General features: G+C 69.2%; 20 protein-coding genes and 1 pseudogene. 18 read left to right on the forward strand and 3 right to left on the reverse strand.

Translation table 11 applies throughout. From position 1 onward, the window contains the following. Positions 1-100: 100 nt before the first annotated feature. From BJ964_RS11630 to BJ964_RS11640, 3 genes are read right to left on the reverse strand one after another with little or no spacing between them, the layout of a single operon-like run. Positions 101-934 (reverse strand): SWIM zinc finger family protein, encoded by an 834-nt coding sequence (locus BJ964_RS11630; protein ID WP_188120686.1) that lies wholly within the window; start codon positions 932-934, stop codon positions 101-103. Between the two features lies 1 nt (position 935). Next, entirely contained in the window at positions 936-3,941 is a 3,006-nt protein-coding gene (locus tag BJ964_RS11635; RefSeq protein WP_188120687.1) for a DEAD/DEAH box helicase, read from the reverse strand. Positions 3,942-3,974: 33 nt separating this feature from the next. Beyond that, positions 3,975-4,355 carry a VOC family protein gene (locus tag BJ964_RS11640; RefSeq protein ID WP_188120688.1) on the reverse strand — a complete coding sequence of 127 codons (381 nt, stop codon included), beginning with the start codon at positions 4,353-4,355 and terminating at the stop codon, positions 3,975-3,977. A gap of 67 nt (positions 4,356-4,422) precedes the next feature. Here BJ964_RS11640 and BJ964_RS11645 point away from each other — a divergent pair, with 67 nt between their 5' ends. The 18 genes and pseudogenes from BJ964_RS11645 to BJ964_RS11730 all read left to right on the forward strand — a co-directional run bounded on the left by BJ964_RS11645 (position 4,423) and on the right by BJ964_RS11730 (position 23,404). Then, positions 4,423-5,178 carry a TetR/AcrR family transcriptional regulator C-terminal domain-containing protein gene (locus BJ964_RS11645; protein WP_229806895.1) on the forward strand — a complete coding sequence of 252 codons (756 nt, stop codon included), beginning with the start codon at positions 4,423-4,425 and terminating at the stop codon, positions 5,176-5,178. A gap of 46 nt (positions 5,179-5,224) precedes the next feature. Continuing rightward, the gene (gene mqnC, locus BJ964_RS11650) at positions 5,225-6,463 is read left to right on the forward strand and encodes a cyclic dehypoxanthinyl futalosine synthase (protein ID WP_188120690.1); all 1,239 of its coding nucleotides are present in this window, start codon (positions 5,225-5,227) and stop codon (positions 6,461-6,463) included. 298 nt (positions 6,464-6,761) lie between these two features. Continuing rightward, the gene (locus BJ964_RS11655; protein ID WP_188120691.1) at positions 6,762-7,457 is read left to right on the forward strand and encodes a demethylmenaquinone methyltransferase; all 696 of its coding nucleotides are present in this window, start codon (positions 6,762-6,764) and stop codon (positions 7,455-7,457) included. Positions 7,458-7,506: 49 nt separating this feature from the next. Further along, complete coding sequence (locus BJ964_RS11660; protein ID WP_188120692.1) at positions 7,507-7,767, forward strand: hypothetical protein; 261 nt, start codon at positions 7,507-7,509, stop codon at positions 7,765-7,767. 119 nt (positions 7,768-7,886) lie between these two features. Further along, positions 7,887-9,179, forward strand: coding sequence for a geranylgeranyl reductase family protein (locus BJ964_RS11665; RefSeq protein WP_188120693.1), 1,293 nt, complete (start codon positions 7,887-7,889; stop codon positions 9,177-9,179). Positions 9,180-9,272: 93 nt separating this feature from the next. Further along, the gene (locus BJ964_RS11670; protein WP_203737666.1) at positions 9,273-9,638 is read left to right on the forward strand and encodes an NADH-quinone oxidoreductase subunit A; all 366 of its coding nucleotides are present in this window, start codon (positions 9,273-9,275) and stop codon (positions 9,636-9,638) included. 6 nt (positions 9,639-9,644) lie between these two features. Further along, positions 9,645-10,316, forward strand: coding sequence for a NuoB/complex I 20 kDa subunit family protein (locus BJ964_RS11675; protein ID WP_188120694.1), 672 nt, complete (start codon positions 9,645-9,647; stop codon positions 10,314-10,316). Continuing rightward, positions 10,313-11,020 (forward strand): NADH-quinone oxidoreductase subunit C, encoded by a 708-nt coding sequence (locus BJ964_RS11680; protein WP_188120695.1) that lies wholly within the window; start codon positions 10,313-10,315, stop codon positions 11,018-11,020. Before BJ964_RS11675 ends, BJ964_RS11680 begins: the two co-directional genes overlap by 4 nt. Continuing rightward, a complete protein-coding gene (locus BJ964_RS11685) occupies positions 11,017-12,342 on the forward strand; it encodes an NADH-quinone oxidoreductase subunit D (RefSeq protein ID WP_188120696.1) in 1,326 nt (441 codons plus the stop codon). Before BJ964_RS11680 ends, BJ964_RS11685 begins: the two co-directional genes overlap by 4 nt. 10 nt (positions 12,343-12,352) lie before the next feature. Beyond that, positions 12,353-13,040 (forward strand): annotated as a pseudogene (gene nuoE, locus BJ964_RS11690) (NADH-quinone oxidoreductase subunit NuoE); the annotation flags it as partial. A gap of 35 nt (positions 13,041-13,075) precedes the next feature. After that, positions 13,076-14,392, forward strand: coding sequence for an NADH-quinone oxidoreductase subunit NuoF (gene nuoF, locus BJ964_RS11695; RefSeq protein ID WP_188120698.1), 1,317 nt, complete (start codon positions 13,076-13,078; stop codon positions 14,390-14,392). Next, positions 14,392-16,890, forward strand: coding sequence for an NADH-quinone oxidoreductase subunit G (locus BJ964_RS11700; protein ID WP_188120699.1), 2,499 nt, complete (start codon positions 14,392-14,394; stop codon positions 16,888-16,890). Before nuoF ends, BJ964_RS11700 begins: the two co-directional genes overlap by 1 nt. A gap of 73 nt (positions 16,891-16,963) precedes the next feature. Continuing rightward, positions 16,964-18,337 carry an NADH-quinone oxidoreductase subunit NuoH gene (nuoH, locus tag BJ964_RS11705; RefSeq protein ID WP_223149524.1) on the forward strand — a complete coding sequence of 458 codons (1,374 nt, stop codon included), beginning with the start codon at positions 16,964-16,966 and terminating at the stop codon, positions 18,335-18,337. 1 nt (position 18,338) lies between these two features. Then, positions 18,339-18,899, forward strand: coding sequence for an NADH-quinone oxidoreductase subunit NuoI (nuoI, locus tag BJ964_RS11710; protein WP_188120700.1), 561 nt, complete (start codon positions 18,339-18,341; stop codon positions 18,897-18,899). Continuing rightward, positions 18,896-19,639 carry an NADH-quinone oxidoreductase subunit J gene (locus BJ964_RS11715; protein WP_188120701.1) on the forward strand — a complete coding sequence of 248 codons (744 nt, stop codon included), beginning with the start codon at positions 18,896-18,898 and terminating at the stop codon, positions 19,637-19,639. The genes nuoI and BJ964_RS11715 overlap by 4 nt, the downstream gene beginning before the upstream one ends. Next, entirely contained in the window at positions 19,636-19,935 is a 300-nt protein-coding gene (nuoK, locus tag BJ964_RS11720) for an NADH-quinone oxidoreductase subunit NuoK (RefSeq protein WP_183225904.1), read from the forward strand. Before BJ964_RS11715 ends, nuoK begins: the two co-directional genes overlap by 4 nt. Before the next feature lie 11 nt (positions 19,936-19,946). Then, positions 19,947-21,869: an NADH-quinone oxidoreductase subunit L gene (nuoL, locus tag BJ964_RS11725; RefSeq protein ID WP_188120702.1), complete on the forward strand. Its 1,923-nt coding sequence runs from the start codon at positions 19,947-19,949 to the stop codon at positions 21,867-21,869. After that, the gene (locus BJ964_RS11730; protein WP_188120703.1) at positions 21,866-23,404 is read left to right on the forward strand and encodes an NADH-quinone oxidoreductase subunit M; all 1,539 of its coding nucleotides are present in this window, start codon (positions 21,866-21,868) and stop codon (positions 23,402-23,404) included. Before nuoL ends, BJ964_RS11730 begins: the two co-directional genes overlap by 4 nt. Positions 23,405-23,406: the final 2 nt, after the last annotated feature.

The raw sequence follows: 23,406 nt of genomic DNA on the forward strand, positions 1-23,406 counted from the left end.
CGGAACCGGGCGAAGCCCGGTAGCGTGACAAGCCGCCGCGTCCATCGTGGACTCGCCCACGATCGGTTCACGATGGGCGCGGCCCCGCGGGCGGACTCGCTCATTCCTCCCCCTCCGCCGCGCCCAGGTCGCGATAGACCGGCCGGAGGACGTCGACCAGCGGCACATGCCGGACCCGGATCGGTGGCGGGTCGAGCGCCCGCAGCAGCAGCTCCGGTGGCAGCCCACCCCGGGGTGGGCGTTCCCGCAGCCGGCCCAGGCTGATGGCGGGGGAGTAGAAGTCGGCCAGCCGGGCGTCCAGCGGCTCCTCCTCGACCGCCAGCGGGTCGACGGTCTCCTCCGGCTCGGGAGTGCCGCGCAGCGCGTCGAGCAACTCGTCGCGGCCGCGGCCCCGCCAGCCCAGCACCAGGAACGGGTCGTCGTCGAACGCCTCGGCCAGCACGTACAGCACCGCCGAGCCGTGTTTGCAGGGAACACCCCAGTCCGGGCAGGAACAGCCGATGTCCAGCCGATCCGGGAACAGTGGCAGACCCAGCTCGGTGAAGAGGTCGACGATCTCGTGCGGCATCTCGCCGGCCAGCAACGCGGCACGGTACAGCGCCCGGGTCGCGAGCGCGTCGACCACGTCGGCCCACCGTGCCTCGTCGAACGCGGTGATCCGGATCGACACCTCGTACGGCCGGGGGCGCGACCCCTGCACCCGGGCGAGCACCCGCCCCGGCTCGAGGGCGAAGTCCATCACCTGGCCCTTGCGCGCATAGGCCCGGCCGCGCGCCAGCCGCCCCGCGTCGCAGACACCCTCCAGCACGTCCACGAACTTGCGCGACCACCACTGTTCGCCGATCTTGCCCCGTTTCGACCGCACGCTCAGGCCGCCGTCCACCTCGATCGGGCGGGCCGCCTCGTAGAACTGACCGGACCTGTCGAAGGGCATGTCAGCGCACCGCCGCCGGGTCGAGCGAGAACAGCTCCCGCAGCTGGTCGGTGCTGAGGTCGGTGATCCACTCCTCGCCGGTGCCGACGACCGAGGAGGCCAGGGCCTTCTTCCGCTCGATCATCGCGTCGATCTTCTCCTCCAGGGTGCCGGTGCAGATGAACTTACGGACCTGAACGTCGCGTGACTGCCCGATCCGGAACGCCCGGTCGGTGGCCTGGTCCTCGACCGCCGGATTCCACCACCGGTCGAAGTGGACGACGTGGTTGGCGGCGGTCAGGTTGAGGCCGGTGCCGGCGGCCTTGAGCGAGAGCAGGAACAGCATCGGCTCGCCGGAGGTCTGGAACCTTTCGACCAGCTCGTCGCGCCGCGCCTTGCTCAGGCCGCCGTGCAGCCAGAGCACCGGCCGGTCGGTGTGGGCCGTCAGGTACGGCTGGAGCAGCGTGCCCCACTCCGCGTACTGGGTGAAGATCAGGGCCTTGTCGCCGTCCTCGATGATCTCGTCCGCCAGCTCCTCGAGCCGGGCCAGCTTTCCGGAGCGGCCGGGCAGCCGGGAGCCGTCCTTGAGCAGGTGGGCGGGGTGGTTGCAGACCTGCTTGAGCTTCATCATGGCGGCCAGCACGTTGCCCCGCCGCTGGATGCCCTCGCTGCTCTCGATCTCGGCCATCATGTCCTCGACGACCGCCTGGTAGAGGGTGGCCTGCTCGGGGGTGAGCGAGCACCACACCTTCATCTCGTTCTTCTCCGGCAGGTCCGAGATGATGGTCTTGTCGGTTTTGAGGCGCCGGAGCACGAACGGACCGGTGGCCCGTTTCAGGGCGGCGGTCGCGTCCTCGTCCTGCCGGCTCTCGATCGGCTCCTGGAATCGGCGGCGGAACCGTTTCGCCGGCCCGAGCAGCCCCGGATTGCAGAAATCCATGATCGACCACAGCTCCGCCAGATGGTTCTCCACCGGGGTGCCGGTGAGCGCCAGCCGGGTGCGGGCCGGAATCGCGCGGACCGCCTGCGACTGCCTGGTCCCGCTGTTCTTGATCGCCTGCGCCTCGTCGCAGACCACCCGGCTCCACGTCACACCGCGCAGCGTCTCCAGGTCGCGAAGTGCCGTGCCATACGTCGTGATGACCAGGTCGGCCCCGGCGACCGCCTCGTCGAACTCGGTCCCGCGCATCCGGGTGGCGCCGTGATGCACGTGGACCCGCAGGCCCGGCGCGAACCGGCCGGCCTCCTTGTGCCAGTTGCTGACCAGCGACATCGGGCAGATCAGCAGGCTTCGTGAGCCCTCGTCGGTGAGCAGCAGCGACAGGGTCTGTGCGGTCTTGCCCAGACCCATGTCGTCGGCCAGGATGCCGCCGAGGCCCAGCCGGCCGAGGAAGTGCAGCCAGGACAGGCCCCGCTCCTGGTAGGGCCGGAGCGCCCCCTGGAACCCGGCCGGTGTCGGCAGCGGGCTGAGCCGCTCGGCCGCCTGACCGGAGAGCAGGTCACCGAGGTCGCCGTCGGCGTCGACCTCGACCAACGGCAGGTCCTCGTCGCCGCCGTCGACCACCTGCTGCAACAGCTCGCCCGCGGTGAGCTGGCCCTCCCGCCGCTCCCCGACCGCCTTGAGCGCGGCCTTGAGCTGACGGGCGTCCAGCTCCACCCACTGGCCGCGGACCCGGACCAGCGGCACCTTGAGCCGGGCCAGCTCGGCCAGCTCCTCGGCGGTCACCGCCCCGTCGCCGATGACCAGATCGAGCCGGAAGTCGACCAGCTCGGAGAGCCCGAAACCGGAATCCGCCACGGCCCGCGACGAGGCTCCGGACCTGGAGCGGGTGCGCGTGGTGAGTTTCAGCCCGACCGCCTTCCGGCCGGCCCACGACGGGAGCTGCACACCGAACCCGGCCGCCTGCAACAGCGGCGCGGCCTGGCGCAGGAAGTCGTAGGCCTCGCCGGTGGTCAGCGGCATGGCGGACGGTCGCTGCTCGAGCAGTGCCACGTGCAGCAGGGGAAACAGCCGGACGGCCCGGCCCAGCCCGGCGAGCAGGGTTTCGTCGGGCCGCCGCGGCAGCCCGGGGAACCGGTCGCCCTCCCAGAGATCCTCGGCGGGCAGGTAGAGACCCGGGTCCTCGGCCGACTGCAACGCGAACTCCAGGAACCACCCGTCCTCACCGGGCGGCGCCTCCGGAGACGGCTCGAAGAGGCGGAAGCTGACCCGGATCGGGCCGTGGGCCTCGTTGGCCGCGCGCATCCAGTCGTCGAGCGCGCGGCGCAGGTCGCGCACGTCGGCGTCGGCGGCACCGGGCAGCGCCGGATCGGCGCCGGTGAGGGCGGCCAGCCAGCGGTCCGGCAGGGCGGATTTCGGCCCCGGCCGCTGGCCGACCATGAACCGCTCCGGCAGGGTGGCGCGGGCCGCCCCGTCCAGCAGCGACTCCAGGGCGTCCCGCACCGTCCGCCCGACGGCCTGGCCGTCCCCCGCGGCCCGCACCACCGGCGGCATGCCGGCCGCGAAGTCGCGGAAGGTGGCCGTGTCGGACCCGGTCAGCACCGGCCGCCAGCGCGCCGTGGGCATCCCGGCCTCGACCGCCAGCTGCGGCAGCATCCGCCCGCGCCCGGCCAGGTCACAGGCGTAACCGGCGAGCAGGGTGAGATAGCGCAGCGACGGCCCGGCGAGCCAGGGACCGTCCGGATCGGGGTCGGCGAGCTCACCGAGGACCGCCATGGCCGCGTCACCGGGCACCGACAGCGCCGGAACCGTCCACGGGCCCAGTTTGATCCCGCGGGTGGCCGCCTCCAGCCCGGTCTCGGGCGACGGCAGGGGGCCACGACCGCTCCCGGGCAGGGTGAGCGCCAGCGACCCGCCCTCCGCGCCGGGCACCACCTGCCGGAGCGCTTCGACGGAAGCCGCGAACGGGTGTGGACGTGACCGCGCCCGCGACGCCGACGACGTGGGAAGAGCCGGGTCCTCGGCCCAGATGATCAATCGGCCCGGGCGCCCGGCCCCGGCCACCCAGCCGCCGTGAACGACGAGCACTGCCACCCCCTTGAACGATCCGCGAGACCGAACCTATCGGTCCGCCCACTCCACCAACTCGTAGACGACACCGTTGGGGTCGGTCACCAGAAGGAGGCGCTCACCCCATGGCTCCTCACGGATGGGCAGCGTGGGCTCGACCCCCTCGGCCCGCAACCGGGTCTGCTCGGACTCCAGGTCGTCGACCACGAAGGCGACGATCGTGCCGGCGGTGTGCACCTGGCGCAGCGCGGGTGGCAGCACCTCGATGCCGCGGCGTAGGAAGACCAGGTCGACGCCGCCGTCGTCGCGGCCGAGCGAGGCGAAACCGTCCGCCGACATCCGCACGGCGTAGCCGAAATGGTCCGCGAGAAACTTGCTGGAAGCCGGGACGTCGTCGACGGTGAGCGAGATGGCGGACGAGGTGATCTGCATGGCGCCTCCCCGAAGCTGTTACTTGTACGCCGTACACAATACGTCGTACAGGAAAGGAGTGCCACCCGTGGCCGAAATCCGCCGCACCATCGATCTGCTCTGGTTCCCGGACGGCGAGCCGGAGGGCAAGCGACGTGGCCGCCGCCCGGGTCTGACCGTCGCCCGGGTGGTCGGGACCGGGATCGCGCTGGCCGACGCCGAGGGCCTGGACGCGGTGTCGATGCGCCGCGTCGCCCAGGAGCTGGGTGTGGTGCCGATGACCCTCTACACGTACGTCCCGGACAAGAACGCCCTGCTCGACCTGATGCTGGACCGCCTCTACCTGGAGATGCCCCGGGACGGGCACCCGGAACGACCATGGCGGGAGCGCCTGGCCGCGGTCGCCGCGGAGAATCGCCGGCTCTACACCGCCCATCCGTGGGCGGCGACCCTCCCGGCCAGCCGCCCGCCGCTGGGCCCCGGCCTGATGGCGAAGTACGAGCACGAGCTGCGCGCCTTCGACGACTGCGGGCTGGACGACGTGACGCGGGACGCGGCGCTCACCTTTCTGATCGGATTCGTGCAGGCCGCGGCCCGGTCGGAGGCGGACGTGCGGGCTGCGGAGGCGCGGGCCGGCAGCACCGACTTCGAGTGGTGGCAGGAGCGTGGACCGGTCTTCGAGCTGGTCTTCGACCAGCACCGGTACCCGACCGCCACCCGGGTCGGGGCCGCCGCCGGGTCCGCGATGGGCGCGGCCTACGAGCCCGGCCACGCGTACGAGTTCGGGCTCGCCCGGGTGCTGGACGGCCTGGCCGCGCTGATCGGGACGGCCGGTCCCCGGTGACCCTCGCCGCTGACGGCCCATGCCCGGTGGACGTACGCTTCCTGACGTGACCGCGAATCCGGAGATCGACAGCATCCTGCAGCGCGGAGCCGACGGTGGGCGCATCACGCCCGAGGAGGCGTTGCTGCTCTACACGGAGGCCCCGTTCCACGCGCTGGGCGAGGCGGCCGACGCGGTCCGGCGCCGCCGGTATCCGGACGGCATCGTCACGTACCTGATCGACCGGAACATCAACTACACCAACGTGTGCGTCACGGCGTGCAAGTTCTGCGCGTTCTTCCGGGCCCCGAAGCACAAGGAGGGCTGGGCGCACCCGATCGAGGAGATCCTGCACCGGGCCGGCGAGGCGGTCGAGCTGGGCGCCACGCAGGTGATGCTCCAGGGTGGGCACCATCCCGAGTTCGGGGTGGCGTACTACGAGAATCTCTTCTCCTCGGTCAAGCAGGCGTTCCCGCAGCTCGCCATCCACTCGATCGGCCCGAGTGAGATCTTGCACATGGCCAAGGTCGACGGCGTCTCCATCGAGGAGGCGGTGATCCGGATCAAGGCGGCCGGGCTCGACTCGATCGCCGGCGCCGGCGCCGAGATGCTGCCCGAGCGGCCGCGCAAGGCCATCGCGCCGCTCAAGGAGAGCGGCGCGCGATGGCTCGAGGTGATGGCCATCGCGCACCGGCACGGCCTCTCGTCCACCGCCACCATGATGATGGGTACGGGTGAGACGAACTTCGAGCGCATCGAGCACATCCGGATGATCCGTGAGGTGCAGGACCTGGCCGTGGCGAACGGCTACCAGGACGTCCCGGTCGAGCAGTCGCACGAGGTCGGCGGTTTCCGCGCGTTCATCCCGTGGACGTACCAGCCGGAGAACAACCACCTCAAGGGCCGCACCCAGGCCACCACCATGGAGTACCTGCGCTTCATCGCGGTCTCCCGGCTCTTCTTCGACAACGTGGCCCACCTCCAGGCGTCCTGGCTCACCACCGGCAAGGACATCGGCCAGCTCTCGCTGCACATGGGTGTCGACGACCTCGGCTCGATCATGCTGGAGGAGAACGTGATCTCCTCGGCCGGCGCCAAGCACCGGTCGAACCTCCAGGAGCTGATCTCGATGATCCGCACCGCGGACCGCGTCCCGGCGTGGCGGGACACGTGGTACAGCCATCTCGCCGTGCACCGGACGGCCGCGGACGACCCCACCGACGACCGCGTGGTCTCGCACTTCTCCTCGATCGCGCTGCCCGGTGGCGGGGTCCGCAAGCAGCTTCCGCTGGTCGAGGCGAGCTGATAACTGGCCCCTTCAGGGGGTGGCAGTCGTCCGTTCGGCCAGGTTCGGATCGTCGGACCGGCGAGGCTGGGTTGCTCCTTCGTAACGAGCCCGCCGGTTGCCTGTACCGGGTCGTTGCTGCTGGTTACGTTGCCCTTGTAAGGCAACGGAACACTCATACGTCGCCAGCGCGATCGCGTCGGTGACGAGCATTCGGACCCGACCGACGACGGTCGTATATATAACGCACAAGGCGCGGGCGGGATGGGAAACCATCCCGCCCGTGCTGTTGTGAACGAGGCCTGGGAGAGTTGACCTCGTGACGCGCGCAGATCTGGACAAGCAGCCGCACGAGGTCGCCGAGATGTTCGACGGCGTGGCGAAACGCTACGACCTCACCAACACCGTGCTCTCCTTCGGGCAGGACCGGAGCTGGCGCCGGGCCACCCGGGCAGCGCTGGGGCTGCGGCCCGGCGAGCGGGTGCTGGACGTGGGCGCCGGCACCGGGATCTCCACCGAGGAGCTGGGCCGGTCCGGGGCGTTCGCGGTCGGCGCGGACCTCTCGGTGGGCATGCTCCAGGCCGGCCGCCGGGTCCGGGCCGAGGTGCCGCTGCTGGCCGGGGACGCGCTCCGGCTGCCGTTCGCGGACGGTGTCTTCGACGCGGTGACGATCTCCTTCGCACTGCGCAACGTGGTGGACACCGGCGCCGCGCTGCGGGAGTTCGCCCGGGTGACGCGGCCGGGCGGCCGGCTCGTGGTGTGTGAGTTCAGCCACCCGACGAACGCCGCCTTCCGGACGGTCTACATGCAGTACCTGATGCGCTCGCTGCCGGTCGTGGCGCGGGGTGTGTCGAGCAACCCGGAGGCGTACGTCTATCTGGCCGAATCGATCCGTGCCTGGCCGGACCAGCAGGGTCTGGCGGACCGGATCGCCGCGGCCGGGCCGTGGGACCGGGTCGGCTGGCGCAACCTGAGCGGTGGGATCGTGGCCCTGCACCGCGCCACCCGGGTGTAAATACGGCATTCCGCCCACAGTGCAGCGAATGTGCTGCTTAGTTCGAGTCATGACTGATCTCGGACAACTCGACGACACCGACATCGACCTCGCGATCGACGAGGGAGAGGCGGACGCGCGCCGCGCAGCCGAGCTGGCCGCGCGGCTCCGCCGGGTCGCGGCACAGGATCCCGATCTTGCCCAGGACCTCGTGGAGGGGCTCATCGTGGCGCTCGACCAAGCGATGGGCGGCACTATCCGCGACCACCTGGACGGGCCGGCGCTCGGCGTGGCGGACCGGGTCCTCCCTGCCCCTGAGCAGGGACGATAGTCCTTTGGAAACAATTAGGGGAACCTAAGCGCAAAGATCTTCGATAGTCGGCCTACACTCCGACCGAGGCATGCTTGTGAACTAATTCACGAGCGTCCGGGCGAGACGGAGGTTGGACCGTGAACGACCACCCGAGTGGGTCCGTCATAGACGAGGCGGACGTGATCGTGGTCGGAGCGGGTCCCGGTGGCTCCGCGGCGGCATATCACCTGGCTCGCCACGGCGTACGCGTTCTACTGCTCGAGAAAACCGAGTTCCCGCGCGAGAAGGTGTGTGGTGACGGCCTCACCCCGCGCGCGGTCCGCCAGCTCATCCGGATGGGTATCGACACCTCGGAGAAGGCCGGCTGGCTGCATAACCGGGGTCTGCGGGTGATCGGCGGCGGAGTCCGGCTGGAACTGGACTGGCCCGATCTCGCCAGCTTCCCCAACTACGGTCTCGTCCGTACCCGGATGGACTTCGACGACATGCTGGCCCGGCAGGCCGTGGAGGCCGGCGCCATCCTGCGCACCGGGGTGAACGTCACCGGAGCGGTGACCGACGACGACGGCTACGTGATCGGCGTCGAGGCGAAGTCCGGCCCGGATCGTGAGCCGGTCTCCTTCCGAGCCCCCCTGGTGATCGCCGCGGACGGCGTGTCCGGCAAGTTCCCCCTGTCACTCGGGCTGGCCAAGCGGGACGATCGGCCCCTCGGCGTGGCGGTTAGGCGCTATTACCGTTCGGCCGTGAAGGCGGACGACGACTACCTGGAGTCCTGGCTGGAGCTGCGCAGCGCGCAGAACCCCGGCCGGCTCCTGCCCGGCTACGGCTGGATCTTCGGACTGGGTGACGGACGGGTGAACGCCGGTCTCGGCATCCTGAACTCCTCGGACGCCTTCGGTAAGACCAACTACCGAAATCTGCTCACCGACTGGCTGGGCAGCACTCCGGAGGAGTGGGGACTGCGCGAGGAGGCCAATGCGGACGGTCCGACGCTGGGCGCCGCGCTGCCGATGGGCTTCAACCGGGTGCCGCACTACACCCGTGGGGTGATGCTGGTCGGTGACTCCGGCGGCATGGTCAACCCGATGAACGGCGAGGGCATCGCGTACGCGATGGAGTCCGGTGAGATGGCGGCCGAGGTGGCGGTGCAAGCCCTGGCCCGGCCGGCCGGACCGGAGCGCGAGCGCGCGCTCCGGGCGTACCCCGCCGAATTGAGTCTCCGATTCGGTGGCTATTACCGGATCGGTGGGATCTTCGTGAAGCTGATCGGCAATCCGCAGATCATGCGGCTGGCCACCAAATACGGCATGCCGCAGCCGCTGCTCATGAAGTTCGTCCTCAAGCTCCTGGCCAACCTCACCGACCCCCGGGGTGGCGACGCCATGGATCGCATCATCAATGGACTGACCAAGGTGGCGCCCTCCGTCTGACCACGGTCAGTACGAATTAGGGCACCCCCGACCAAAGGACAGCACAACCTAAGTAACTAGTGTGAAGCGGCTAACAGTCGTACGGGAGTAGACATGACGATCAACCCTTATGTCCCGATCGTCGGGTTGCTGATCCTCGGCGCCCTCTTCGCGTTGTTCTCGGTGTCCATCGCGCCGATCGTCGGGCCGAAGCGCTTCAATCGGGCGAAGCTCGACGCCTACGAGTGTGGGATCGAGCCTGCGCCACAACCGATCGGTGGCGGGCGGTTTCCGGTGAAGTTCTACCTGACCGCGATGCTCTTCATCATCTTCGACATCGAGACCATTTTCCTGTACCCGTGGGCCGTGTCCTTCGACGCGCTCGGCCTGTTCGGGTTCGTGGAGATGGTCCTGTTCATCCTCACCGTCTTCATCGCCTACGCGTACGTATGGCGGCGTGGCGGACTCAACTGGGACTGATGCGTTATGGGAATCGAAGAGAAGCTCCCGTCGGGCATCCTGCTGACGAGCGTGGAGAAAGTATCCAACTGGGCCCGTAAGTCGTCGTTCTGGGGCGCCACCTTCGGCCTCGCCTGTTGCGCCATCGAGATGATGGCCTCCGGCGGCCCCCACTACGACCTGGGTCGCTGGGGGATGGAGGTGTTCCGCGCCTCGCCGCGGCAGGCCGACCTGATGATCGTGGCCGGCCGGGTGAGCCAGAAGATGGCCCCGGTCGTCCGGCAGATCTACGACCAGATGCCGGAGCCGCGGTCGGTCATCTCGATGGGCGTGTGCGCGTCGTCCGGCGGCATGTTCAACAACTACGCCATCGTCCAGGGCGTGGACCACATCGTCCCGGTCGACATCTACCTACCCGGGTGCCCGCCCAGGCCGGAGATGCTGATCGACGCGATTCTCAAGATGCGCGAGAAGGTCATGGCCCAGCCTCTCGGCCCGAATGGCCGCAAGATGCTCGAAGCCCGGCAGGCCGAGGGCCGGGTTCCGATCGTCGCGCCCGGCGCCATGCCCTCTTCCTACCGTGTGGACAAGGTCCGCCGTGCGGAATGGACCCAGGCCGTGAAAGAAGGGCGCGAGGAGCAATTGCGGATCGAGAACTGGATGAAGCTCCAGCCGCATTTGCGGGAGGTTCACAAATGAGTATTCAGGCCGGAACCGAGGGTAGCGCTCCGGTGGGTGCGGAATTGGGCGCTCCCGCACAGACGCCGCCCAGCCCGGATAAGGGCATGTTCGGCGTCAAAGGCACCGGAGACGTCTCCGGCTTCGGTCGCCTGACCCGCCCACGACCTGCTGCTTTTGGCAGCACACGACCCTTCGGCGGGTATTTCGACGACGTCTATGACGCGTTGGAGGAAGCTTATCCGGCCCTCTCCGAAGCCATCGAGAAGGTGGTCGTGGATAGGGCAGAACTCACACTTCACGTACGCGCCGAGCACATCGTCGAGGTGTGTCAGGTAATGCGTGACGACGCCGCACTGCGGTTCGAGCTCTGCTCCTCGGTCGATGCGGTGGACTATCTCGGATCCGATGAGCGCCGATTCCACGTCACTTATCAATTGACTTCGATGACCTATCGCCGCCGGGTGCGGTTGGAGGTCGCGGTGGCCGACGGTGTCAGCGTCCCGAGCGTCACCCGGGTCTACCCGACCGCCGACTGGCAGGAGCGGGAGATCTACGACATGTTCGGCGTCGTCTTCCCGGGCCACCCGAACCTGACGCGGATCCTCATGCCGGACGACTGGGAGGGCCACCCCCAGCGCAAGGACTACCCGCTCGGCGGCGTGCCCGTCGAGTACAAGGGTGCCGAGATTCCGCCTCCCGACCAGCGGAGGGTCTACCAGTGACCACATCTGAGTACGCGAGCGAGCGCGAGACCACCGAGGGCCGGGTCTTCACGGTCACCGGCGGGGACTGGGACTCCCTCACCGCCAGCGTCGACCCGCTCAGCAACGAGAAGATCGTCGTCAACATGGGCCCGCAGCACCCGTCCACGCACGGGGTGCTCCGGCTGGTGCTCGAACTCGACGGCGAGACGGTGACCCAGTGCCGCCCGGTCGTCGGCTACCTGCACACCGGGATCGAGAAGAACCTGGAGTACCGCAACTGGACCCAGGGCGTCACCTTCGTGACCCGGATGGACTACCTCTCCAACATGTCGAACGAGGTGGCCTACTGCCTCGCCGTGGAGAAGCTGCTCGGCGTCACCGATCAGATCACCGAGCGCACCAACACGATCCGGGTCATGTTCATGGAGCTCCAGCGGATCGCCTCGCACCTGGTCTGGCTGGGCACCACCGGCATGGAGCTGGGCGCGATCTCGATGATGCTGTACGGCTTCCGCGAGCGGGAGTACATCCTCGACATCTTCGAGGAGACCTCCGGCCTGCGGATGAACAACGGCTACATCCGCCCGGGCGGCCTCTCGCAGGACCTGCCGGAATCGGCGGTCAAGAAGATCCGTGACTTCCTCAAGTACCTGCCGAAGAAGCTCAAGGAGTACGAGGCCATGCTCTCCGAGCAGGTCATCTGGCAGCAGCGCACCCAGGGTGTCGCGGTGCTGGACGTGACCGGCTGCCTCGCCCTGGGCATCACCGGGCCGGTGCTGCGCTCGGCCGGCCTGCCCTGGGACCTGCGCAAGACGATGCCCTACTGCGGGTACGAGGACTACGAGTTCGACGTGCCCACCGCGACGACCGCCGACGTCTGGGGCCGCTACCTGGTCCGGATGGCGGAGATCCGGGAGTCGCTGAAGATCGTCGAGCAGGCGCTGGACCGCCTCAAGCCCGGGCCGATCTGGATCGAGGACAAGAAGATCGCCTGGCCGGCGCAGCTCGCGCTCGGCCTCGACGGGCTCGGGAACTCGCTCGAGCACGTCGCCAAGATCATGGGTCAGTCGATGGAGTCGCTGATCCACCACTTCAAGCTGGTGACCGAGGGCTTCCGGGTTCCGCCCGGCCAGGTCTATGTCGGCATCGAGCACCCGCGTGGCGAACTCGGCGTACACGCGGTCTCCGACGGTGGCACCCACCCGTACCGGGTGCACTACCGCGAGCCGAGCTTCGTGAACCTCCAGGCCATCCCCGCGATGGCCGAGGGCGCCCTGCTGGCCGACGTGATCGCCGGCGGCGCTTCGCTGGATCCCGTGATGGGTGGGTGTGACCGATGACAACGGTGGAATTCTCGCCGGCCGCCGAACCACTGGCGGCGAAGCTTCTCGAGCCCGCGCTCGAGATCCTCGCCCGCTACCCGGCCGGCCGGGAACGGTCCGCGCTGCTGCCGCTGCTGCACCTGGTGCAGACCGAGGAGGGCCATGTCAGCCCGAGCGGGGTGGCGTTCTGCGCCGACCTGCTCGGCATCAACAAGGCCCAGGTCGGCGCGGTCGCGACCTTCTACACCATGTACAAGCGCCGGCCCACCGGCGAGTACCTGGTCAGCGTCTGCACCAACACCCTGTGCAACGTGATGGGCGGCCAGGAGGTCTACGACCAACTGGCCGAGCACCTCGGCGTGGGCCACGACGAGACCACGGCCGACGGCAAGATCACGCTGGAGCACGCCGAGTGCCTGGCCGCCTGCGACTACGCGCCGGTGGTGACGGTCAACTACGACTTCACCGTCGACCAGGCCACTCCGGAGAGCGCGGTCGAGCTGGTGGAGAACCTGCGCAAGGGGGACCGGCCGACGCCCGCCCGGGGCGCGCGGATCTGCTCGCTGCGGGAGATGCAGTACCAGCTGGCCGGCTTCGCCGACCCGCGCGAGGGCGCGGTGGCCGACGGGGTGGCGGGCGCGCCCACGCTGCGCGGTGTGCGGCTGGCACAGGAACACGGTGTCACGGTGGCCGGTTTCGACCCGGACACCCCGATCACCAAGACCAAGCCGCGCGTCACCGAGGAGAAGAAGTGACCCAGCCACGGCCGGAGGTCCTCCAGAAGCTCACCCCCGTGCTGACCAAGCGCTGGCTCTCGCCGGACGCCTGGCGGATCGGGGTCTACGAACGACTCGACGGCTACCTGGCGCTGCGCAAGGCGCTGGACGTGCACCCGGACGACCTGATCCAGCTGGTCAAGGACTCCGGCCTGCGCGGTCGTGGCGGTGCGGGCTTCCCCACCGGGCTCAAGTGGGGATTCATCCCGCAGGGCGACGGCAAGCCGCACTACCTCGTGATCAACGCGGACGAGGGTGAGCCGGGCACCTGCAAGGACCTGCCGCTCATGACGTACGACCCGCACTCGCTGGTGGAGGGCGCGATCATCGCCTCCTACGCGATCCGGGCCAACCGGGCGTACATCTACATCCGTGGCGAGGCGGTGCACGCCGCCCGCCGGCTGCGCAACGCGGTCCAGGAGGCGTACGCCAAGGGCTACCTCGGGAAGAACATCCTCGGTTCGGGATTCGACCTGGACCTGGTCGTCCACAGCGGCGCCGGCGCGTACATCTGTGGTGAGGAGACCGCGCTGCTCGACTCGCTGGAGGGTTTCCGCGGCCAGCCGCGGCTGCGGCCGCCGTTCCCGGCGATCGCCGGCCTGTACGCGAGCCCGACCGTGGTCAACAACGTCGGGACCATCGCCAGCGTGCCCTACATCGTGCTGGGCGGCGCGGACTGGTGGAAGAGCATGGGCACCGAGAAGTCGGCCGGCCCGATGATCTACTCGCTGTCCGGCCGGATCACCAACCCGGGCCAGTACGAGTGCGGCCTCGGCATCACCCTGCGCGAGCTGATCGAGCTGGCCGGGGGCATGAAGCCGGGCCACAACCTGAGGTTCTGGACGCCGGGCGGCTCGTCGACGCCGATCCTGACCGCCGAGCACATCGACACCCCGATGGACTTCGAAGGGGTGTCGGCGGCCGGATCGATCCTCGGCACCACGGCCATGCAGATCTTCTCGGACCAGGACTGCCCGGTCTACAACACATGGCGGTGGCTGGAGTTCTACCACCACGAGTCCTGCGGCAAGTGCACCCCGTGCCGGGAGGGCAACTACTGGATGGTGCGCACCTACCGGCGGATCCTCGCCGGTCAGGGCACCTACAAGGACCTGGACACCCTGCAGGACACCGCGGACAACATCTTCGGCCGGTCCTTCTGCGGCCTCGGTGACGGCGCGGCCACGCCCGTCGTGTCGACGCTGAAGTGGTTCCGGCAGGACTACCTGGACTACATCGAGGGCCGGACCGCCCCGCGGCTGTCCGAGAAGTCCCTGGTTGGAGCGCACTGATGACCGACGTATCCAAGAGGGTCGACACCGTCAAGCTGGTCATCGACGGGGTCGAGGTCACCGCCGAGAAGGGCGAGCTGGTCATCCGGGTCGCCGAGCGGATGGGCATCGCCATCCCGCGGTTCTGTGACCACCCGCTGCTCGCCCCGGCCGGCGCCTGCCGGCAGTGCCTCGTCGAGGTGGAGGGCCAGCGCAAGCCGGTGGCCTCCTGCACCCAGACGGTGGCCGAGGGCATGGTGGTGAAGACCCAGCTCAGCTCGCCGGTCGCCGCCAAGGCGCAGGCCGGCGTCATGGAGCTGCTGCTGATCAACCACCCGCTCGACTGCCCCACCTGCGACAAGGGCGGCGAGTGCCCGCTCCAGAACCAGGCGATGAGCACCGGCCGGGCGGACTCCCGCTTCCAGGAGGAGAAGCGGGAGTACCAGAAGCCGATCCACATCTCCAGCCAGGTGCTGCTGGACCGGGAACGCTGCGTGCTCTGCCAGCGCTGCACCCGGTTCTCCGAGGAGATCGCCGGCGACAAGTTCATCGACCTGATGGACCGCTCCTCCGGCGAGCAGATCAACGTCTACCGCGACGACTTCTTCGGCGGCGACGGCACCGGTGACGGCGAGGTCGGTGACGGTGACGGCGACGTCCCGTTCAACTCGTACTTCTCCGGCAACACCATCCAGATCTGCCCGGTCGGCGCGCTCACCGGCGAGCAGTACCGGTTCCGGGCCCGCCCGTTCGACCTGGTCTCCACGCCCAGCGCCTGCGAGCACTGCGCCTCCGGCTGCTCGCAGCGCACCGACCACCGGCGCGGGAAGGTACTGCGCCGCCTGGCCGGCGACGACCCGGCGGTCAACGAGGAGTGGAACTGCGACAAGGGCCGCTGGGGCTTCCGCTACGCCACCGCCACCGACCGCATCATGACGCCGCTGGTCCGCGACGAGGCCACCGGTGAGCTGCGCGAGGCGGCCTGGAGCGAGGCGCTGCTGGCCGCGGCCGAGGGACTGAAGGCCGCACGGGGGCGCGGCGTCGGGGTCCTTCCGGGCGGCCGGCTCACGGTGGAGGACGCGTACGCGTACGCGAAGTTCGCCCGGACCGTCCTCGGCACCAACGACATCGACTTCCGGGCCCGGCCGATCCGTGCCACCGGATCGTCGACCGGGCTCACCGAGGAGGCCGACTTCCTGGCCTCGAACGTCGCCGGGGGCACCGGAGTGACGTACGAGGACGTGGAGAACGCCCCGTCGGTGCTGATCGTGGGCCTGGAGCCGGAGGAGGAGGCGCCGATCCTCTTCCTGCGGCTGCGCAAGGGCCACCGTGGGGGCAAGCTCAAGATCACCGCGGTCTCCTCGTACCTCTCCCTGGGTCTGGAGAAGCTCGGCGCCGCGCTCGTCGCGGCCGTCCCGGGCGACGAGGCCCACCTGCTCGGCACCGACCCGGCGGTCGCCGCGGCGCTCAGCGCGCCCGGCTCGCTGCTGATCGTGGGCGAGCGGCTGGCAGAAGTCCCGGGTGGTCTCAGCGCGGCGGCGGCCCTGGCCGAGCGCAGCGGCGCCCGCCTCGCGTGGGTGCCCCGCCGGGCCGGCGACCGCGGCGCGATCGACGCCGGCTGTCTGCCCAACCTGCTGCCCGGTGGCCGCCCGGTCACCGAGGCGGGGGCCCGCGCCGAGCTGTCGCTGGCCTGGAAGGCCGAGCCGGGCGCGCTGCCCGGGACGGCCGGCCGGGACGTCGACCGGATCATCGCGGCGGCCGCGGACGGCACCCTCGGCGCCCTGCTGGTCGGTGGCGTCGACCCGGCCGACCTGACCGACCCGCGGCTGGCCGAGGAGGCGCTCGACGCGGTGCCCTTCCTGGTCAGCCTCGAGATGCGGCAGACCGCCGTGACCCGGCGGGCGGACGTGGTCCTGCCGATCGCGCCGGCCGTCGAGAAGGCCGGCACCTACATGGACTGGGAGGGTCGGCTGCGGTCGTTCGGTGCGGTGCTGAAGAGCACGGCGATGACCGACGGTCGCGTGCTGGAGGCGATCGCCGCCCTCCTCGACGTCACCCTGAACACCGGGGACGTGATGGCGATCCGCCGTGAGCTGGGCGGCCTGCCCGGCAGCACGGCGTCGAGCCCGGCGCAGCCCGCCGCCGAGGCGGCCCGGCCCGCACAGCCGGCCGGCGACGAGGCGGTCCTCGCCACCTGGCACCAGCTGATCGACCTGGGCTCGCTGCTCGACGGCGACCAGGTGCTGGCCGGCACCGCCCGGCCGCCGGTGGCCCGGATCGGCAAGGACCTCGCCGAGTCGCTGGGCGTCGGCGACGGTGACCTGGTCACGGTGAGCACCGCCGGTGGCTCGGTCACGCTGCCGGCCGCGATCACCGACCTGCCGCCGCGGGTGGTGTGGCTGCCGACGAACTCGCCGGGCTCGACGGTCCGGCGCAGTCTCGGCGTCACCGCCGGCGCGGTGGTCAAGCTGAGCGCCGGGGTTCCCGGCCCGATCCTCGCTGAGGGAGCGGTCCAATGAGCGAGCTTTCGAGCGAATCAATGAGCACAGTTGAAAGCTCGTCGGGACGCCGGAGCGCAGCGGAGGTGGCACGATGAGCGGTTCTTTCGTGGTGGCGGCACACGCTGTCGATCCCACCCTGGAGACGTTCGAGAACGACGTGTGGTGGATCGTCCTGATCAAGCTGTTCGGCGTCTTCGTCCTGCTCCTGCTGCTGACGCTGTTCACGATCAACTACGAGCGCAAGGTCGTGGCCCGGATGGCGGTCCGGCCGGGCCCCAACCAGGTCGGCCCGAAGGGCTGGTTGCAGAGCCTCAGCGACGGCATGAAGCTGCCGTTCAAGGAGGAGATCATTCCGAAGACCGCCGACAAGGTGGTCTACTTCATCGCCCCGGTGATCTCCGCGACCACGGCCTTCACCGCGTTCTCGGTGATGCCGTTCGGCGGCGTGGTCAACATGTTCGGGCAGCAGACCGCGCTCCAGCTCACCGACGTACCGGTCTCGGTGCTGGTGCTGCTCGCCTGCTCGTCGATGAGCGTCTACGGCGTGGTGCTGGCCGGCTGGGCCTCCGGCTCGACCTACCCGCTGCTCGGCGGTCTGCGGTCGAGCGCTCAGATGATCTCGTACGAGGTCGCGATGGGCCTGTCCATCGTGGCGGTGTTCATGACCGCCGGCACGATGAGCACCTCGCAGATCGTCAAGGCGCAGGGCGCCGGCACCCCGGTGGAGATCTTCGGCACCGAGCTGACCGCCCCCGGCTGGTACGCGATCCAGCTCCTGCCGAGCTTCATCATCTACCTGATCGCGGCTGTCGGTGAGACGAACCGGGCCCCGTTCGACCTCCCCGAGGCCGAGTCCGAGCTGGTCGGCGGCTTCCACACGGAGTACTCGTCGTTCAAGTTCGCGCTGTTCTTCCTGGCCGAGTACATCAACATGATCACCGTCTCGGCGTTCTGCACCACGCTGTTCCTGGGCGGCTGGCGGGCTCCGGCCCCGATCACCACCTTCTGGGAGGGCGCCAACTCCGGCTACTGGCCGCTGCTCTGGTTCTTCGGCAAGGTGCTGATCCTGCTCTTCGGCTTCATCTGGCTGCGGGCCACGCTTCCCCGGATGCGCTACGACCAGTTCATGCGGTTCGGCTGGAAGGTCCTGATCCCGGTCAACCTGGTGTGGATCCTCTGCCTGGCGTTCTTCAAGGTCGCCCGTAGCGGCCAGATCTCGGACACCGCCAAGTGGACCACCACCGCGGCCGTCGCGGTCCTGGTCCTGGCCGTCGCCTGGGGCTGGCCGGCACCGAAGAAGCCGAAGCAGCTCTCCCTCGAGGAGGAGTTGCACCAGCGGCCGCCGGGGAGCTTCCCGGTCCCGCCGATGGACCTCCAGGTCCCGCCGAGCCCTCGCGCCCGCCGGGCCGTGGCCGAACGCGCCCCCGCCACCGTCGGCGGCGAGCCCGAAACGAAGGAGGTGTGACGTGGGCACGTTTACCGGCTCCTTCAAAGGGTTCGGCGTGACCTTCGCGCACATGTTCCGCAAGGTGATCACCACCGATTACCCGTTCTCCCCGCCGAAGCCGGCGCCGCGCTACCACGGGCGGCACATCCTCAACCGGCATCCGGACGGCCTGGAGAAGTGCATCGGCTGCGAGCTGTGCGCCTGGGCCTGCCCGGCCGACGCGATCTACGTCGAGGGCGGCGACAACACCGACGAGCAGCGGTTCTCGCCGGGTGAGCGGTACGCGAAGATCTACCAGATCAACTACGCGCGCTGCATCTTCTGCGGGCTCTGCATCGAGGCCTGCCCGACCCGCTCGCTGACCATGAGCAACGAGTACGAGCTGGCCCGCGACAACCGGCAGGACCTGATCTTCACGAAGAAGGAACTGCTGGCCCCGCTGCTGCCCGGGATGGAGCAGCCGCCGCACCCGATGCGCCTGGGCGAGACCGACAAGGACTACTACATCGGGGCACTCACCAACCCCGGTACGTCGGTCGGCGCCGAGAAGGCCCCGATCTCCCAGGGGGGCACCGAATGATCGAGGTGTCCACCGGGGAGCAGATCGCCTTCTGGATCCTCGGCCCGCTCGCGGTGACCGGCGCGCTCGGCATGGTGCTGGCCCGCAACGCGGTGCACTCCGCGCTCTGGCTGGTCGTCACGATGCTGAACCTCGGGTTCTTCTACGTGATCAACTCGGCGTCGTTCCTGGGCTTCGTCCAGATCATCGTCTACACCGGCGCGATCATGATGCTGTTCCTGTTCGTGCTGATGCTGGTCGGCCGGGACGCGTCGGACTCGCTGATCGAGACGCTGCGCGGCCAGCGGGTCGCCGCGATCGTGCTGGGTGTCGGCTTCGCCGCCCTGATCGGCACCGGTCTGGCCCGCTCGCTCGGCGACACCGCGTCAGTCGGCCTGGACGCGGCCAACAAGAACGGCAACGTCGAGGGCCTCGCCTCGCTGCTCTTCACCAAGTACGTCTTCGCCTTCGAGGTCACCTCGGCGCTGCTGATCACGGCCGCGGTCGGCGCCATGGTCCTGGCGCACATCGAGAAGGCCAAGGAGGACAAGCGGGACCAGGTGACGCTCATGAAGGAGCGGTTCCTTCCGGGCAACTACCCGGGTCCGAAGGCCGGTCCCGGCGTCTACGCGAACACCATGTCGGTGGCCGCGCCGGGCCGTCTGCCGGACGGCAACGGAGCCGAGCGGAGCATCTCGCCGATCCTCCCGATCCGCGAGTTGACCCCGTCCGAGGTCGCGCCGAAGGGAACCGAGAAGTGACTCCCGATTACTACCTCGTACTGTCGGCGATTCTGTTCACCATCGGGGCTGCCGGGGTGCTCGTTCGCCGGAACGCGATCGTCCTGTTCATGTGCATCGAGTTGATGCTGAACGCGGCGAACCTGGCCCTGGTCACCTTCAGCCGGATCAACGGCGGCCTGGACGGCCAGATCATCTCGTTCTTCGTGATGGTCGTCGCGGCCGCCGAGGTCGTGGTGGGCCTCGCCATCATCATGTCGATCTTCCGTACGCGACGCTCGGCGAGCGTCGACGACGCGAACCTCCTGAAGTACTGAAGGGGCCTGACGTGGAAATCAGTTACGCCCCGGCTACGGGAGTGCTGAGCAACATCTGGTTGCTCGTGGCGATCCCGCTGGCCAGCGCGGCGATCCTGCTGCTGCTCGGCAAGCGTGCCGACAGGTGGGGGCACTGGCTCGGTGTCGCCTCGGTCGCCGCCTCGTTCGTACTCGGGCTGATCTTCTTTTTGAATCTCTCCGGCCTCGACCCGGAACACCGCTCGGCTGAGCTGAGCCTCTGGGACTTCATCGTGGTCGGCAAGCTGAACGTCGACTTCGGCCTGCTCTTCGATCCGCTGGCCGGCGTCTTCGTCCTGCTGATCACCGGTGTCGGCTCGCTGATCCACCTGTACGCGGTCGGGTACATGGAGCACGACCCGGGCCGCCGGAAGTTCTTCGCCTACTTCAACCTCTTCGTCTCGGCGATGTTGCTGCTGGTCCTGGGCAACAACTACGTGATGCTGTACTTCGGCTGGGAGGGCGTCGGCCTGGCGTCCTACCTGCTGATCTCGTTCTGGTACACCCGGCCGTCGGCGGCCACCGCCGGCAAGAAGGCGTTCCTGATGAACCGGGTCGGCGACGCCGGCCTGGCGATCGGCATCTTCCTGATGTTCACCGAGCTGGGCAGCACCCAGTACGAGGACGTCTTCAACGGTGTCGACTCGCTGGCCGCCGGAACCATCCTGGTGATGGGAATCCTGCTGCTGCTCGGCGCCTGCGGCAAGTCCGGCCAGTTCCCGTTGCAGGCCTGGCTCCCGGACGCGATGGAGGGCCCGACCCCGGTCTCCGCGCTCATCCACGCGGCGACCATGGTCACCGCCGGCGTCTACCTGATCGCCCGGTCCAACCCGATCTTCTCGGCGAACACCACGCTCCAGTTGGTCGTGGTGAGCGTCGGCGCGCTGACCCTGCTGATCGGCTGTGTCATCGGCGCGGCCAAGGACGACATCAAGCGCGTCCTGGCCTGGTCGACGGTCAGCCAGATCGGCTACATGTTCCTCGGCGTCGGGCTCGGCGGCGGTGCGTACGCGCTGGCCATCGTGCACCTGCTGGCGCACGGCTTCTTCAAGGCCAACATGTTCCTCGGCGCCGGCTCGGTCATGCACGGGATGCACGACCAGGTCGACATCCGGCGGTTCGGTGGCCTGTCGAAGCACATGAAGATCACCTGGCTGACCTTCGGCACCGGCTGGCTCGCGATCATCGGCATCCCGCCGCTGTCCGGCTACTTCTCCAAGGAGCCGATCATCGCGGCCGCCTTCGAGCGCGAGGTCGTCTGGGAGGCCTGGGTCTTCGGGATGGCCGCGCTGATCGGCGCCGGCCTGACCGCGTTCTACATGACCCGGCTCTTCGTGCTGACCTTCCACGGCCCGGCCCGCTGGACCGAGGACAACCAGCACCCGCACGAGTCGCCGGCGATCATGACGATCCCGCTGATCCTGCTGGCGATCGGCTCGGTCGGCGCCGGTTTCCTGATGAGCACCAGCGTGCCGGACTGGCTGACCCCGGTCTTCGGCGAGCACGGTGAGGAGGCGCACGGCGTCCTCTCGCACAACGTGATCACCGCACTGTCGCTGGTCGTCACGATCATCGGGGCGGGCCTGGCCTGGGCGCTCTTCCGCCGGGGCACGGCCCTCGAACCGCAGCCGGCCGGGGTCCTGGTCACCGCGGCGCGGCGCAACCTCTACACGGACGCGTTCAACGAGGCGGTCTTCGAGCGGCCCGGCATCTACCTCACCCGGGCGCTCGTCTACCTCGACGGCAAGGGCATCGACGGCCTGGTCAACGGCCTTGCGGCCGCGGTCGGCGGTGGGTCCGGCAGGCTGCGCCGGCTCCAGACCGGATTCGTTCGTTCGTACGCGCTGTCCATGCTCACCGGCGCCATGCTGGTGGTCGGCGCCTTCCTCGCGATCCAGCTGGGGTGGTTGGCGTGAAAGACTTTCCGTTCCTGTCCATCCTCACGGCCCTGCCCCTGGTGGGGGCCGTGGTGGTGGCCTTCATTCCGCGTACGAAAGCGGAGCTCGCCAAGATCGTGGCGCTGGGCTGGTCGCTGGCCGTCCTGGTGCTGAGCGCCGTCATGTGGGCCGCGTTCACCATCGACGGCGACCGGTTCCAGTTCCGTGAGTCGTACGCCTGGATCCCGTCCTGGGACGCCCGGCTCACCTTCGCGGCCGACGGCATCGCGCTCGTCATGCTGGTGCTGATCGCGATCCTGTTCCCGGTCGTCATCCTGGCGAGCTGGCACGACGTCGACCAGAGCACCCGGTCGGCGCCGGCCTACTTTGCGCTGCTGCTGGCCTTCGAGTTCACGATGATCGGGGTGTTCGCCGCGGCGGACGTGTTCCTGTTCTACGTGTTCTTCGAGATCATGCTGATTCCGATGTACTTCATCATCGGCTCGTTCGGCAGTGGCCAGAAGCAGTACGCGGCCGTCAAGTTCTTCCTCTACAGCCTGGTCGGCGGCCTCTTCATGCTGGCCTCGGTGATCGGGCTGTGGGCGCTCGGCGGGCACACGTTCGACTTCGCCGAACTGGTGAAGGGCACCGCCCAGATCGACCAGAACACCGCGCGCTGGCTGTTCCTCGGCTTCTTCGTGGCGTTCGCGATCAAGGCGCCGTTCTTCCCGTTCCACACCTGGCTGCCGGACTCCGGTGGGGCCGCCCCGGCCGGCGCCGCGGCGCTGCTGGTCGGTGTGATGGACAAGGTCGGCACGTTCGGCATCCTGCGCTACTGCCTCTCGCTCTTCCCGGAGGCGTCGCGCTGGTTCGCACCGGCCGCCATGGTTCTCGCGGTGATCGGCATCATCTACGCGGCGCTGCTCGCGGTCGGGCAGAACGACCTCAAGCGGCTCGTGTCGTACACGTCGATCGCCCACTTCGGCTTCATCGGCATCGGCATCTTCGCCTTCACCACGCAGGCCGGGACCGGCGCGGTGCTCTACATGGTCAACCACGGTCTGGCCACCGGCCTGCTGTTCATCGTGGTCGGCATGTTCGTGGCCCGGCGCGGCTCGGCGCTGGTCAGCGACTTCGGTGGGGCCGGGAAGCTGACGCCGGTGCTGGCCGGGGTGCTGCTCTTCGCCGGTCTGGCGTCGCTGGCGCTGCCCGGCACGGCCCCGTTCGTCAGCGAGTTCCTGGTGCTGATCGGCACGTTCAGCACCCACAAGGAGTACGCCGTGGTGGCGACTCTCGGGATCGTGCTGGCCGCGGCGTACGTGTTGTGGATGATCCAGCGGACCACCCAGGGCACGCTCAACCCGGCGCTCACCGAGGTGCCGGCCATGTCGAAGGACATCACCCTGCGGGAGAAGGCGGTCGTGGCGCCGCTGATCCTGCTCCTGCTGGTGCTCGGCTTCTACCCGAAGCCGGTCACCGACGTGATCAATCCCGCGGTGCAGGCGACGATGCAGGACGTCGGCGCGAATGACCCGGTCCCCGCGGTGGAGGCCGGCGGAAAGGTGGGCGGCTGACC

The organism is Actinoplanes lobatus (assembly GCF_014205215.1).
GTDB lineage: Bacteria > Actinomycetota > Actinomycetes > Mycobacteriales > Micromonosporaceae > Actinoplanes > Actinoplanes lobatus.

Excerpts from the sequence above, each read along its gene's own strand:
- BJ964_RS11700 (WP_188120699.1), top strand. The coding sequence starts at position 14,392 with ATGACCGACGTATCCAAGAGGGTCGACACCGTCAAGCTGGTCATCGAC.
- BJ964_RS11680 (WP_188120695.1), top strand. The coding sequence starts at position 10,313 with ATGAGTATTCAGGCCGGAACCGAGGGTAGCGCTCCGGTGGGTGCGGAA.
- BJ964_RS11660 (WP_188120692.1), top strand. The coding sequence starts at position 7,507 with ATGACTGATCTCGGACAACTCGACGACACCGACATCGACCTCGCGATC.
- BJ964_RS11640 (WP_188120688.1), bottom strand. The coding sequence starts at position 4,355 with ATGCAGATCACCTCGTCCGCCATCTCGCTCACCGTCGACGACGTCCCG.
- BJ964_RS11715 (WP_188120701.1), top strand. The coding sequence starts at position 18,896 with ATGATCGAGGTGTCCACCGGGGAGCAGATCGCCTTCTGGATCCTCGGC.
- BJ964_RS11630 (WP_188120686.1), bottom strand. The coding sequence starts at position 934 with ATGCCCTTCGACAGGTCCGGTCAGTTCTACGAGGCGGCCCGCCCGATC.
- BJ964_RS11670 (WP_203737666.1), top strand. The coding sequence starts at position 9,273 with ATGACGATCAACCCTTATGTCCCGATCGTCGGGTTGCTGATCCTCGGC.
- nuoH (WP_223149524.1), top strand. The coding sequence starts at position 16,964 with ATGAGCGGTTCTTTCGTGGTGGCGGCACACGCTGTCGATCCCACCCTG.
- BJ964_RS11675 (WP_188120694.1), top strand. The coding sequence starts at position 9,645 with ATGGGAATCGAAGAGAAGCTCCCGTCGGGCATCCTGCTGACGAGCGTG.